Consider the following 12,310-nt stretch of genomic DNA (forward strand, 5'->3'; position numbering starts at 1 on the left):
TGATTTTAAAAGTTATGTGCGTGTCCGGCTTGTCTATGACACGATACGCAAGATAGTGGCTCGCTTCCTGGAGCACCTTTTTTCATAGTTGCATCTACCGAGTGTGCAGCATATTCGCTGTGACAGGCGATGCAGTTATTTTGTATGATACCTTTACCTTTTTTTGTTGCTTCAAATGAGACAGGGTTGTCTTTAAAAGTAACGGCATATCCGTGATGAAGGCCATTTTCAGCCTTAAATAGCCACTTAGATACAAAGCCTTCAGGCACGTGGCAATCACTACAGGTTGCAACATGTTGGTGTCCGCCTTTCATCCAGCTTTCATAGACTTGATTCATAACATGGCAGTTTTTACAGGCCTCAGAATCATGCCCAAAATATGAAAAACCTTTTGCATAGACAAATGTAAAAAGCCCATGTCCGATAACCAAACCAAAGCTTATCACAAGAACCAAGGTGGCAAAAGCAGATGGAGAGCGCTTAATTTTATCAATTAGTTTTTTCAAAAAGCCTCCTTTATAAATTTTAAACAAAAAGTAATTATACTAAAAATAAAATGAGAAACAATTGATTTATATCAAGTTTATAAAATTTGATGAATTAATAAAAGATATTAGAGATATTTAAGCATTTAAATAAGATTATTCTATTTAATGATAAAAATATTTTTAAAATAAATTAAATTCTTGCAAGAAATAATTAAAGAAAAATTATATAAAAACTAAATTAAAACATATTACAAATATCTTACATTTGTCGTATTAGTTAGAATTTTTATTTTTAGGCGATTTTCACTCTACGCTTTTTTGAACTAATCACACTACAAATATTTTCAATAATCTTTAAAGCGGTTTGATTTGATAAGTATCATTAGGATAAATTATATTATATTGAATAAAAATTCAGAAAGTTGCAAATACTTAAATTTGCAACTTTAAAAAAAAATTATGATCTGTCGGTTTTATTAATTCTTTTAAAATACGGCTTTTTATCTTTTGCAAGCATAATACCAATCGCTATACACACTAATCCGATCGCAATAGGCACTAACCTCTCACCCCAAGAATCTAACAAGTAAGCCCAGAAAAAAGACAAAATACCAACTAGAAATATTGCACCCCATTTTCTACCATAATGTATTTCGGCTTGACAACCTCTACACACAGAAGCACCGTATTTTATATCTTCTTGTCCGCAAAATGGGCAAACTAAAAATTCTTTTTCATTTTTTTCCATAAAATTTTCCTTTTAAAAATATTTTAGACATTTTACCCCCCCCCCCGCTTAAAATCTCTTGAATTTGTGTTAGAAATTTTAATTTTTCACTGCATTTAAAATTTCTTTTTCAAAATCAGCTTTACTTTCAAACTTAAAATTTTCTTCTAAAAATTCAAATTCTAAATTTTGTGCGTGAAGTAAAAGTCTTGAAGCTCCTGTTAGATTCTTACGCTCGAAAATCGATAAAAACAATTTTAAACTTCTAAAAATTTATCTTTTAAATTTGAAAGTTTATCTACCACTCAATAAAAGTTTTAGCTTTTAAAATTTCATCAAATTTTATATCTAAATTTTCTTTATCAGTTTTAAGAGTTAAAATTTCATTATCAAAGCCTATAATTTCACCCTCAAATTTTTCTTTATTTATTGTTGTGATTTTAGCTTTTTCGCCAATACTGTTTATAAAATGATCTTGTTTTGTAAGCTTTCTCTCAAGTCCTGGGCTACTTACTTCAAGTGTGTATTTACCATTTACCGGTGGTTCGACATCAAAAATAGGTGATAAAAGCTTGCTTACTTTTTCACAATCATCCAAATTTACACCGCCGCTTTTTGTGATATAGACTCTAAAAATAGTTTTGCCATTTTCATTTGCAACTTCAGTATCATATAGGTTTAATCCACACTCCATCACTAGAGCTTTTATATCAGTCATTTATATCCTTTTTTAAACTATTAGCGGCCTTTTTAAACAACTCATCCATGTGGTTTTGATACTCTAGTTTATCGTCAAATTTAAAATGAAATTTAGGACTTCTAAACCAACCCTCAGCCTCTTTACAGTAATTTTGCAAATAGCCATTTACCTTATCAAGCTTTTTTAAAACTAGAATTTGCTCATCTTCATCAAATGCCATTTTATCAAGATAGACAAAAGCATCATATCTTCCTTTTTTGCACTCCACATCAACAACACAAAGCCCTTGTAGATCTGGGTCAGAAAGCCCAGATAAGGCTTCTGGAATAAGCTGTTTTAAAACACTTGCTGTTCTTAGTCTTCTTATCTCACCGCTCATTTTTACTCTTTTTAGATAGTTGCTTGTTCTTCTCTTTTTACAAAGCTTTCTATGTAATCACCCACTTGCATATCGTTATATCCCTCTATGCCAACACCACATTCAAAGCCTTTTGAGACTTCTTTTACATCATCTTTAAAACGTCTAAGCGAGCTTACTTTTCCTTCAAATTTAACTACGCCATCTCTTATGACTCTTATATCAGCTCCTCTTGTAATGTTTCCATCAGTTACCATACAACCTGCGATTTGACCGATTTTTGGAACATTTATAACTTGTCTTATTTCAGCTTGACCTATTTCTTCTTCGCTTATAATAGGACTCATAAGCCCACCTAAAATAGCCTTAACATCATCTAAAAGAGTATAGATTACATTATAAGTTTTTATCTCTACGCCTCTTTCTTTAGCTCTTTCTTTTACATCTCCAGTTGGCCTAACATTAAAGCCAAGGATTATGCAATTTTCACTCGCACTTGCAAGACCGATATCATTTTGTGTAATGCCACCTACTCCACTATGGATAATGTCTACTTTAATCTCATCATTTCTAAGTTTTTCAAGACTTGCTTTTATAGCCTCTAAGCTTCCACCAACGTCTGCTTTTACAATAACAGGTAAAGTTTTAAGCTCACCTTCTGCTATCTTTGCACCAAGCTCTTCTAGGCTTACTTTTGTTGATTTTGAAAGCTCTTTTTGTCTAAGATAATCATGTTTTTTACTAGCATAATCTTTTGCTGTTTTTTCATCTTCCACACCAATTAGTGTTTCACCTGATTCTGGAACTTCGCTAAGACCTATTATAACGCCACACTCTCCTGGGCTTAATTTTTTGATATGATTTCCTTTATCATCCATTATAGCTCTTACTCTTCCATAAGATACTCCAGCTACAACATTATCTCCTATATTTAAAGTTCCATTTTGAACGATGATAGTTGCAACTGTTCCAAGACCTTTTTTAAGTGAACTTTCTATAACTGTTGCTTTTGCCATTCTTTTTGGGTTTGCTTTAAGCTCTAAAATATCAGCTTGAAGTAAAACTATTTCTAAAAGCTCATCTATGCCCGTTCCAGTTTTTGCTGAAATTGGAACAAACTCATACTCCCCACCCCAATCAATTGGCAAAATTCCAAGCTCGCTTAAGCCTGATTTTACTAAATCAGGATTAGCTGTTGGTTTATCCATTTTATTAATAGCTATGATTATTGGAACATTTGCTGCTTTTGCATGAGCAATAGCTTCTTTTGTTTGTGGCTTTACTCCATCATCTGCTGCAACTATAATAATAACAACATCAGTTACCTCAGCACCTCTTTCTCTCATTGCTGTAAAAGCCTCGTGTCCTGGGGTATCAATAAATGTTATTTTTCTACCATTTTTTTCCACCATATAAGCGCCAACATGCTGAGTTATACCACCAGCTTCGCCAGTTGCAACGCGTGAATTTCTTATATAGTCTAATAAGCTTGTCTTTCCATGATCAACATGTCCCATTATAGTAACTACAGGTGCTCTTAAAACAAGATCTTTTTCATCATCTTTTGTTTCATCATAATCTTTGGTGTAGTCAAATTTCAAAGCTTCATCAATGATATTTATAGTTACATTAAACTCATCAGCTAAAATTTCTAACGCATCTTCGTCTAAAAAGTCGTTTTTAGTTACCATAAGTCCTAACATAAAAAGCTTTGAGATAATTTCACTAGGTTGTTTTCCAAGCTTATCTGCAAACTCATAAACTCTAATTTCTTTTGGAATATCAATAGAACTAACAGAAATTTCCTCATCTTTTTTAACTGGTTTTTTATGTTTTTTTCTCACACCTCTGCTTATGCTTCTAGTTTCTTGATTTGTAAATTTGTTTTGAGCTGAGCGATACACTTTTTGCTGCTTAATCTCTTTTTGTTGGTTTTCAACATTAATAGCACTAAGAGTTAAATCAGGTAAAACAACCTCACTTTCATCATCAATTTCAACATCTTTTATATCTCTATCATCTAAAATTTCTATTTTTGTAGCACTTTCTTTTCTTGTATTTAAAGGCTGTTTTTTAGGTGATTTTTTCTTTTTCAAATTTGAACTTGTGTTTGAAAATATCTCATCAAGTCCGATATTTAATCTTTGAGTTGGCTCTTTTTTGGCTTTAACTTCTGTTTTTTCTTCTTCTTTAGGCTCATCTTTTTTCTTAACTATTACTAAGCCTCTTCTTTTTTTCAAAGATAAAGAAGCCAGACTTTCAACTTTTTTAATTCTTGACTCAGATTCTTTTTCTTTTGAAATTTCTTTTTTAGGAGTTTCTGAGTTTTTAGATTTTGTAGTTTTTATCTCATCTTTATCTTGTGGCTTTAACTCTTCTTTGATTTCTGTTTTTATATCTTTTTTTGAAGTTGTTTCTTTTGTCTCTTTTTTAACTTCTTCATTTTTAATTTCTTCTGGCTCTTTTACAGAGTTAAGATCTTCTTCTTTTTGCTCTTGTGTTTTTTTTGAAACTGACTCTTTTTTAGGCTTTACTGTTTTTTGGGCTTTTGGTTTATCAGCTTTTTCTTTTTTTGACTTTTTAATAGGCTCTTCATCGTCTAAAATTTCAATTTCTTTTTTAGGTTTTGAATGTATTTTTGATTTTGTCTTAAGCTTTTGTGGCAACTCACCTGTTTGAACATAGTTATATATAGCCTCTGCTTCTTCCATGCTAACTGCACTATTTTGTGCTTTTATTTTTTTAAGCCCCATTTCATTGGCTTTTTCAATGATTTCTTTGCTCGAGTACCCAAGCTCTAATGCTATCTCACTTATGCGAACTTCCGCCATATAAACTAATCTCCTTTTAATTCATCTAAACTTGAAATTCTTACAAATCTAGAAACTGCTTTTTTTAAAATTTTTTCTTCTTTTTTTATACAATCAGAACATATATAAAAACTTCTTCCGGTTAAATCTTCTTTATTAATTTTATAATTTTTTATTCTAAATCTTAAAAGTTTTTTTTGTTCAAATTTATTTTTGCAAACCACACATGACCTAATTTGCATAAATTTCCCCATCATTATATCTTTTTTTTCTTTTATTTTGCTTTTTTATGATATTTTAAAGCCTTCATTATCAAAATCAAGCTCTTTTACTTTAAATTCTGGAAATTTATCTTTTAAAATTTTAGCTAAATTTTTACTATCATCTTTATATGTTATATTTAAAAAACTTGATCCACTTCCTGAGAGTGTGCTCATTAAAGCTCCATTTTCATAAGAAATTTTTCTAACCTCAAAAAGCTCTGGTAAAGCCTTCATTCTTAAATCTTCATGCATCATATCTTTAGCTGCTATTTTTAGGCTTTCGTAATCTTTTTTTATAAATGATGCTGTTAAAAAAGCACTGTGAGAGAGGTTAAAAACACACTCTTTCATAGAGTAATTTTTTGACAATTTTGATCTTGATTTATCCGTAGACATTGGCTTATTTGGAATAACAACGACAGCTTTTATAGAAGAGTCTAAGTGAATTTTTTGAGTATAGACTTTACCATTTTCAACCACACTTGTTACAAAACCGCCAAATGTAGCAGGAGCGATATTATCAGGGTGATTTTCATAAAATAAAGCTTTATTTAAAATAGCCTCTTTTGTGATTTTAAACTCAGCCATTTCATAAGCTGCTGCTATTGCTCCAATAATTACAGAAGAACTACTTCCAAGCCCCCTTGAAAATGGGATATTGTTTATAAATGAAAATTTAAAATTATCCTGCCTAGTAGTTAAAGACTCATAAATTTCTAAGAAAATATTTACAAAAGTGTTATTTTTTTTAATTTTTAAATTTCCACTTCCCTCGCCCTTTATAGAAATGCAAGGTAAATTTTGCTTTGTTATCTCAACCTCGTTATATAGGTTTAAGCTAAGTCCCAACGCATCAAAGCCTGGACCTAAATTTGCACTAGTTGCTGGAACTTTTATCTTCATTTTTCCCCTAAACTGCATCTATTATATAATTTGGAAGTATATCATTTGTTTTATTTAATTTGGATAAATTTGAAGGAATTTTAAACTCTTTTGCTTCTACTTTTTTCAAAATTATTTCACCGTTATCTTTTAAAACAAAACTTAAATTTTTATTTGCTTTAATGGGTGAATTGCCATTTAACTCAAATCCGCTTACTGCATAAAGTGGCAAATTTCTAGCTATACTAAGAGTTTTAAGAATAACATAAGCAACTTTTATGCCCATAAAACTTCCTGGTCCATTTGCATAAACTATGCTTTTTAAATTGTAATTTTTTAAAATATAATCAATTGCCTCTATTAAAAAATCACTCGCTGGATTTTCGCCACTAAGCTTTTGTATTAAAGCATCATTCTCATAGATACCAACAATAGCTGGTTTGCACAATGTAAGAACTAAAATATCAACTTGCTTAATGAATTTATCCTTAATTATGCAAAAACTTTTGAGTATTCTTTCGCAAAAGCTTTATCTTTTAAATTTACTATCTCATAATTTTTTGCATCACTTAAGATTTCTAAAGTTAAAAGATGATTTAACTCATGGCTTCCAGCATACGCTGTATAATCACCCAAAATAGGCATTCCCATTAATGCCAAATCACCAATTGCATCAAGAATTTTATGTCTTACAAATTCATTTTCAAATCTTAATCCACCAGGATTTAAAATACCACTATCATCTAAAACAACGGCATTTTCTAGGCTTCCACCAAGTGCTAAATTTTGAGCTCTTAAAGCTTGAACATCCTTTAAAAATCCAAAAGTCCTAGCTCTTGCTATTTCTTTAATATAGTTTTGTTTAGAAAACTCAAACTCATAAATTTGCTCACCTATAACTGGATGATTAAATTTAATAGTATAGTTAAATTTAGGGCTATTTGATGGCTTTATAGAAACAAATTTATCACCTTTTTTAACAGCGACTTCTTTTTTTATAACCATTATATTTTTATTTTTATCCAAAGATTTTGTACCTGCTTCATCAAGCATCATACAAAATCCAATAGAACTTCCATCCATAACAGGTGGCTCATTTGCATCTAAAACAACTCTTATATTGTCAATCCCATAGCTATTTATAGCGCTTAATAAATGCTCTATTGTAGAAATATATACACCGTTACTATTTCCAATAACAGTTGCCATTTGGGTGTTTATAACATTTTTTGGTTCAGCTTTTATGCTTACGCCTACATCTTGTCTATAAAAAATAATCCCTGAGTCCTCGCCCAAAGGCTCTAAGGCAATTTTTATAGGTTCGCCTTTGTGAAGCCCAATACCAACGCCTTCAATTCTTTTTTTTATAGTTGTTTGTTTCAAAACATACCCCTTATAATTTTTTAATGTTTAATTATATCTTAAAATTAGTAAATGATAAAACTTATTTTTTATTATCAATAAGTTTTTTTGCATTATCTAAAATTTGAAAAATGTTTTCTTTCATCCACTTTTTATCCATCCATTCTTCTGGTCTTACCTCAACTCCTTGAACACTCATACCAAAGTGCAAGTGATCACCAAATGCAAGTCCAGAACTTCCAGTATTTGCTATAACCTCTTCTTCACTTATATTTTGCCCAACTTCTACTGATGATGCACTACAATGCCCATAAATACTATAAAGTCCAAGCCCATGATATAAAACTAAATTTAATCCATAAATTCCATTATCTGCTTTTAAAACTACAAAAGCTGGGTTACTTGTTATAATTTGAGCATTTGCAACACTTGCTAAATCAAGTCCTAAATGCCATGACTGGCTTACATCTTTATCATCTTTTACATAAAATCTATGATCGCCAAAGCTTGCAACTGCGGCTCCATTTTTAAGAGGATAAAATGGTTTTATAAAAAAATCATCCACTTTTTCTTCTAAAATTTTATTAGTTTTTGAATAAATCAGCTCTTCATTTGCATTTCTTAAAGTCTCGTTCACAAATTTAAATTTCTCAATTCCTTCATAAATACTTGGATCTTTTGCATAAATTTCAACTAGCTCGCTTATTTTGCCATTTATAAACTCATCAGTTAGTGAAATTTTAGAAGTTTTATAAACTTTATCTTGTAAATAATATCTAATTCTTATCTTGCTTTCATTTCCTGCTTTATCCGTTGCAACCACGTAAGCAGTGAAATTTTTTTCATTAACAGGCCAAGCGATAATTGAGACAAAATATCCGTCTTTATAAAATGGCACTACTTCAAATTTCTTACCAAAACTAGTTTGAATATAAACTTCATTTAAATTATCATCGCTAGCTTTAAAAACAACTGCGCCAGATCCGCCTTTTGTAATTTTATAAGATTGGTTTAAAACATAAACATCAGGCCTCTTTGTATCTACTAAAACATCTATTTCTTTGTTTAATTTATTTCCAAATTTCCATTTGCTTATATCTTTTACTTCGATATTTAATTTTAAATTTCCATTTCTATCAAGCAATGTTCCTTTTGGCAAATTTATGGCCAAATTTAGCTCTTTTTGAATTAGTTCAAATGTCTCATCCATCAAATTTACAACTTGTTTACCATCACTTAATGAAATTTTAAGCGATTTTATGCCGGTGTCATCTGTTATTTTTACATTAATTGGAGTTTTTAAATTCCAATCAATTTTATCTCCTAAACTAACCTTTGGCGCATTTCTTTCAAACATCTCAGATGAATAAACAAAATACGATACTCCTAATACAACTAATAAAATTACTAAAAAAAATGCTCCAAAAAAGCCACCACTTTCTCTTGAATTTCTTCTTCTCAAACTCTCACCTTAAATTATATTATTTTTATAGCTCTTACCTAATTTTACTTTTAACTGATAAACTTACGGTAAATTTCAATTTTAATTTATAAAAAATCTCTTATAACTCTTGCCTCATATAACCATTTTGTAAGCTCTTGCCATTTTTCATCTTCTATTAAATTTTGACAAAAATCAAGTTCTTTTTTAAAAGAATTTATAGAATTTAAAACATTTTCTTTATTTTGTTTAAAAATATCACTCCACATTTCAGGTGAAGATTTTGCAATACGACTAACATCTGAAAAGCTTCCTCCAGCTAAATTTATGATATTTCTTTTATTTTCTTCTTTTAAAACACTATTTACTAATGAATAACTTATAACATGCGGTAAATGCGAAATCAAAGCAACATGGTGATCGTGCTTTTTAGCATCCATAAAAACTATCTTCATACCAGCATAAGAAAAAATTTCGATAGCTCTTTTTGCATGTAAATTTGCCGTATCATCATCATTACAAATAACCACAACAGCTTTTTGCAAAAGTGTTTTGAATGCAGCTTTTGGACCTGAGTTTTCGGTTCCAGCCATAGGATGAGCAGCTACTAAATTTGCTCTTATTTCTTTTGGGCAAGAAGAAATTATCTTTTCTTTTGTACTTCCTAGTTCAATTATCGTTGTGGTATTTTTAATATCTTTTAAATTTTGTAAAGTTTCAACTATTGCCTCAACTGGAATTGCTAAAAATATAACATCACAAATTTCTTTCATTTTATCAAAAGTTATTATCTCATCAACAAGTCCTAAATTTAGAGCAAGACTCTCATTTTCTTTACTTATATCACTTCCATAAACTCTATCTATTAATTTCATATCTCTTAGGCAAAGCCCAACCGAGCCTCCTATTAATCCTAAACCAATAATACCAATTTTCATAAATTTCCTTATTTTCACTAAAATTTTATTTTAATTATGCTATTATAGCGCCAAAATATTTATTTTTAGGTTAGCAAATGAAAAAAACTACATATCTAGCACTATTTTTAGCAAATTTGGCTTTTGGCGCAACAGCTATAAAGTCTGTAAATTTCGAGGGTTTAAAACAAATTTCACCATTAGTTGCACAAAATATATCAGGCCTTAAAATAGGAGATGCCATCACTGGCTATAACACAAATAAAGCCATTACAAATCTTTTTAATCAAGGCTATTTTGATGATATTTACATTACTGAAAATAATGGAAATTTGATTGTTCATGTAAAAGAAAAGCCTATTATTTCAAAACTTGATATTGAAGGCGTTGTTACAAACGATAGAACTGCAATGGAGCAAATAATTGGCTTAAAGCTTGGTCAAGCATACGATAAAGTTGCTCTAAGTCAAGTAAAAGAAAGAGTAAGGCAATTTTATGAAGTAAAGGGCTATTTTGATACTGTTGTTGAGACTGAAGAGGAGTTTTTAGATGAAGATAAAAGCTCACTTCATTTAACAGTTATCGTAAATAGAGGCGAAAAAATCACAATAAAAAATGTAAATTTAGTTGGCGCTAAAAAGCTTAAATACTCAGATATAAGACCTGCAATTGCAAATAAACAAAGAGAAACCTTTGGCTGGATGTGGGGCTTTGATGATGGTAAGCTAAAAACTGCAGATCTTCCAAATGATCCAGCTAGAATACAAAATGAGTATATGAAAAGAGGTTATTTAAACGCCACTGTTTCAGCTCCTTTTGTAAATACATATATGAGCAACTATACTGCTGATCTTACTTACTATATAACAGAGGGAGAAAGATTTAAAGTTAGTGAAATTTCAATCGAAGCACCACAGTATTTAGAGCTTGATACAAAAAAAATTATTAAAGATTTAAAATTAAGAAGTGGTAAGAGATTTAATGCTGATTGGATAAGAAGAGATATCGCAAAACTTGAAAATTTAGTTGCAGATAAGGGATATGCCTATGTTGAGGTTAATCCTGATTTAAAACCTGATAATGAAAATAATACCGTTAAAATAAATTATATCATTAAACCTCACTCTCAAATTTATGTAAGAAATGTAACAATTTCAGGTAATGAAAAAACTGCTGATTCAGTTGTAAGAAGAGAGATGTATCTAACAGAGGGTGAGCTTTATAATAGGACTGATTTGGTTGATTCTAAAAATTCACTTAGAAGAACTGGATATTTTGATGATGTCGAAATAACTGAAAATGTTGTAAATGATAACGAAATAGATCTAAATATAGATGTTAAAGAAGCTCCTACTGGAAGTATAACTGGTGGCATTGGATATGGAAGTAGTGATGGAATTTTACTAAGTGCATCAGTTTCTGAAAAAAATATATTTGGTAGTGGAATAAGTGGTTATGTAAGTGCTGAAAAAAGCGATGACCAACTAAGTGGAGCAATTGGCTTTACAAATCCTAGAATTTATAACTCAGAATATAGCCTAAGTGGTCAAATTTATGCAAGAGATTGGGACTGGGATGATTATAAAGAAAAAGCTTATGGAGCAAGTGCAACAATTGGTAGAAAGCTTGGAAGATATACAAGTGCGTATTTAACTTATGAGATTGAAAAATCAAAAATAAATGGCTTAAATGCTTATTATGAAAAAGCTGGTTATCAAAATGGAAATAATCTAAAAAGCTCACTTATTCCATCAATTGTATTTAACAATACAGATGATTACTACTTACCAAGAAGTGGTATTATAGCTAGTGCTTCACTTGATTACTCAGGACTTGGTGGAGATATAGAGTATTTAAAAGGAAATGCGAATTTTAATTGGTACTTTGGAATGAAAGATTATATCGATTGGGATTTAATATTTAGATATAAAGCAGGTGCTGGATATTTCTTTAATGATAAAAACCTACCAGTTAATAAAAAGCTATTTTTAGGTGGAATGAGATCTGTTAGAGGATATGATGGAAGAAGTATTCCAAAAAGGAAAATTTGTCTTGATAGTTCGCATTGTAACTATATAGAAACAGGTGGAAAGCAAAGTTTTAATAACTCATTTGAGTTAAGTATGCCTTTAATTGATCGTATAAATATGCGTTTTGTAACATTTTTTGACTATGGAATGATAGGTGATGATAGCTGGAGTGAGTCAAAAAGATATAGTGCTGGAGCTGGAATAGAGTGGAGAACACCTGTTGGACCATTACAACTTTTCTGGGTAAAACCACTTAATAAAGAAGATTATGATAGTACAAATAGCTTTGAATTTACGATTGGGGCAAGATTTTAAATTATCAGTTTAAAAGC

Annotated in this window: 13 protein-coding genes; 1 reads left to right on the forward strand and 12 read right to left on the reverse strand. The window is 30.4% G+C overall.

Features of this window, described 5'->3' with window-relative positions; genetic code table 11:
• Positions 1–5 precede the first annotated feature (5 nt).
• The 12 genes from nrfH to HMPREF9309_RS01045 form a co-directional block, all read right to left on the reverse strand.
• On the reverse strand, positions 6–506 hold the full coding sequence (nrfH, locus tag HMPREF9309_RS00995) for a cytochrome c nitrite reductase small subunit (protein ID WP_016646052.1): 501 nt from the start codon (positions 504–506) through the stop codon (positions 6–8).
• 439 nt (positions 507–945) lie between these two features.
• Positions 946–1,236: a hypothetical protein gene (locus tag HMPREF9309_RS01000; protein WP_016646053.1), complete on the reverse strand. Its 291-nt coding sequence runs from the start codon at positions 1,234–1,236 to the stop codon at positions 946–948.
• Positions 1,237–1,314: 78 nt separating this feature from the next.
• Positions 1,315–1,470: a hypothetical protein gene (locus tag HMPREF9309_RS08885; RefSeq protein WP_016646054.1), complete on the reverse strand. Its 156-nt coding sequence runs from the start codon at positions 1,468–1,470 to the stop codon at positions 1,315–1,317.
• Between the two features lie 43 nt (positions 1,471–1,513).
• Positions 1,514–1,933 carry a ribosome maturation factor RimP gene (gene rimP / locus HMPREF9309_RS01005; protein WP_016646055.1) on the reverse strand — a complete coding sequence of 140 codons (420 nt, stop codon included), beginning with the start codon at positions 1,931–1,933 and terminating at the stop codon, positions 1,514–1,516.
• Complete coding sequence (gene rbfA / locus HMPREF9309_RS01010) at positions 1,926–2,294, reverse strand: 30S ribosome-binding factor RbfA (RefSeq protein ID WP_016646056.1); 369 nt, start codon at positions 2,292–2,294, stop codon at positions 1,926–1,928. Before rbfA ends, rimP begins: the two co-directional genes overlap by 8 nt.
• 11 nt (positions 2,295–2,305) lie before the next feature.
• Positions 2,306–5,104 carry a translation initiation factor IF-2 gene (gene infB, locus HMPREF9309_RS01015; protein WP_016646057.1) on the reverse strand — a complete coding sequence of 933 codons (2,799 nt, stop codon included), beginning with the start codon at positions 5,102–5,104 and terminating at the stop codon, positions 2,306–2,308.
• 5 nt (positions 5,105–5,109) lie between these two features.
• Entirely contained in the window at positions 5,110–5,325 is a 216-nt protein-coding gene (locus tag HMPREF9309_RS01020) for a DUF448 domain-containing protein (protein WP_016646058.1), read from the reverse strand.
• Between the two features lie 45 nt (positions 5,326–5,370).
• A complete protein-coding gene (gene thrB, locus HMPREF9309_RS01025; protein WP_016646059.1) occupies positions 5,371–6,249 on the reverse strand; it encodes a homoserine kinase in 879 nt (292 codons plus the stop codon).
• A gap of 7 nt (positions 6,250–6,256) precedes the next feature.
• Positions 6,257–6,661, reverse strand: a complete 405-nt coding sequence (locus tag HMPREF9309_RS01030; protein ID WP_024962723.1) for a glycoprotease — start codon at positions 6,659–6,661, stop codon at positions 6,257–6,259.
• 59 nt (positions 6,662–6,720) lie between these two features.
• Entirely contained in the window at positions 6,721–7,611 is an 891-nt protein-coding gene (gene lpxC, locus HMPREF9309_RS01035; RefSeq protein ID WP_016646061.1) for a UDP-3-O-acyl-N-acetylglucosamine deacetylase, read from the reverse strand.
• Between the two features lie 61 nt (positions 7,612–7,672).
• The gene (gene pgp6, locus HMPREF9309_RS01040) at positions 7,673–9,052 is read right to left on the reverse strand and encodes a peptidoglycan metallopeptidase Pgp6 (protein WP_016646062.1); all 1,380 of its coding nucleotides are present in this window, start codon (positions 9,050–9,052) and stop codon (positions 7,673–7,675) included.
• Positions 9,053–9,138: 86 nt separating this feature from the next.
• Positions 9,139–9,969: a prephenate dehydrogenase gene (locus tag HMPREF9309_RS01045; RefSeq protein WP_016646063.1), complete on the reverse strand. Its 831-nt coding sequence runs from the start codon at positions 9,967–9,969 to the stop codon at positions 9,139–9,141.
• 77 nt (positions 9,970–10,046) lie between these two features.
• On the opposite strand from HMPREF9309_RS01045, the gene bamA reads away from it, so the two are divergent.
• The gene (gene bamA, locus HMPREF9309_RS01050) at positions 10,047–12,293 is read left to right on the forward strand and encodes an outer membrane protein assembly factor BamA (RefSeq protein WP_016646064.1); all 2,247 of its coding nucleotides are present in this window, start codon (positions 10,047–10,049) and stop codon (positions 12,291–12,293) included.
• Positions 12,294–12,310: the final 17 nt, after the last annotated feature.

This window comes from Campylobacter ureolyticus ACS-301-V-Sch3b, assembly GCF_000413435.1.
GTDB lineage: Bacteria > Campylobacterota > Campylobacteria > Campylobacterales > Campylobacteraceae > Campylobacter_B > Campylobacter_B ureolyticus_A.

Excerpts from the sequence above, each read along its gene's own strand:
- rimP (WP_016646055.1), bottom strand. The coding sequence starts at position 1,933 with ATGACTGATATAAAAGCTCTAGTGATGGAGTGTGGATTAAACCTATAT.
- rbfA (WP_016646056.1), bottom strand. The coding sequence starts at position 2,294 with ATGAGCGGTGAGATAAGAAGACTAAGAACAGCAAGTGTTTTAAAACAG.
- thrB (WP_016646059.1), bottom strand. The coding sequence starts at position 6,249 with ATGAAGATAAAAGTTCCAGCAACTAGTGCAAATTTAGGTCCAGGCTTT.
- infB (WP_016646057.1), bottom strand. The coding sequence starts at position 5,104 with ATGGCGGAAGTTCGCATAAGTGAGATAGCATTAGAGCTTGGGTACTCG.
- HMPREF9309_RS01000 (WP_016646053.1), bottom strand. The coding sequence starts at position 1,236 with ATGGAAAAAAATGAAAAAGAATTTTTAGTTTGCCCATTTTGCGGACAA.
- bamA (WP_016646064.1), top strand. The coding sequence starts at position 10,047 with ATGAAAAAAACTACATATCTAGCACTATTTTTAGCAAATTTGGCTTTT.
- HMPREF9309_RS01045 (WP_016646063.1), bottom strand. The coding sequence starts at position 9,969 with ATGAAAATTGGTATTATTGGTTTAGGATTAATAGGAGGCTCGGTTGGG.
- HMPREF9309_RS01020 (WP_016646058.1), bottom strand. The coding sequence starts at position 5,325 with ATGCAAATTAGGTCATGTGTGGTTTGCAAAAATAAATTTGAACAAAAA.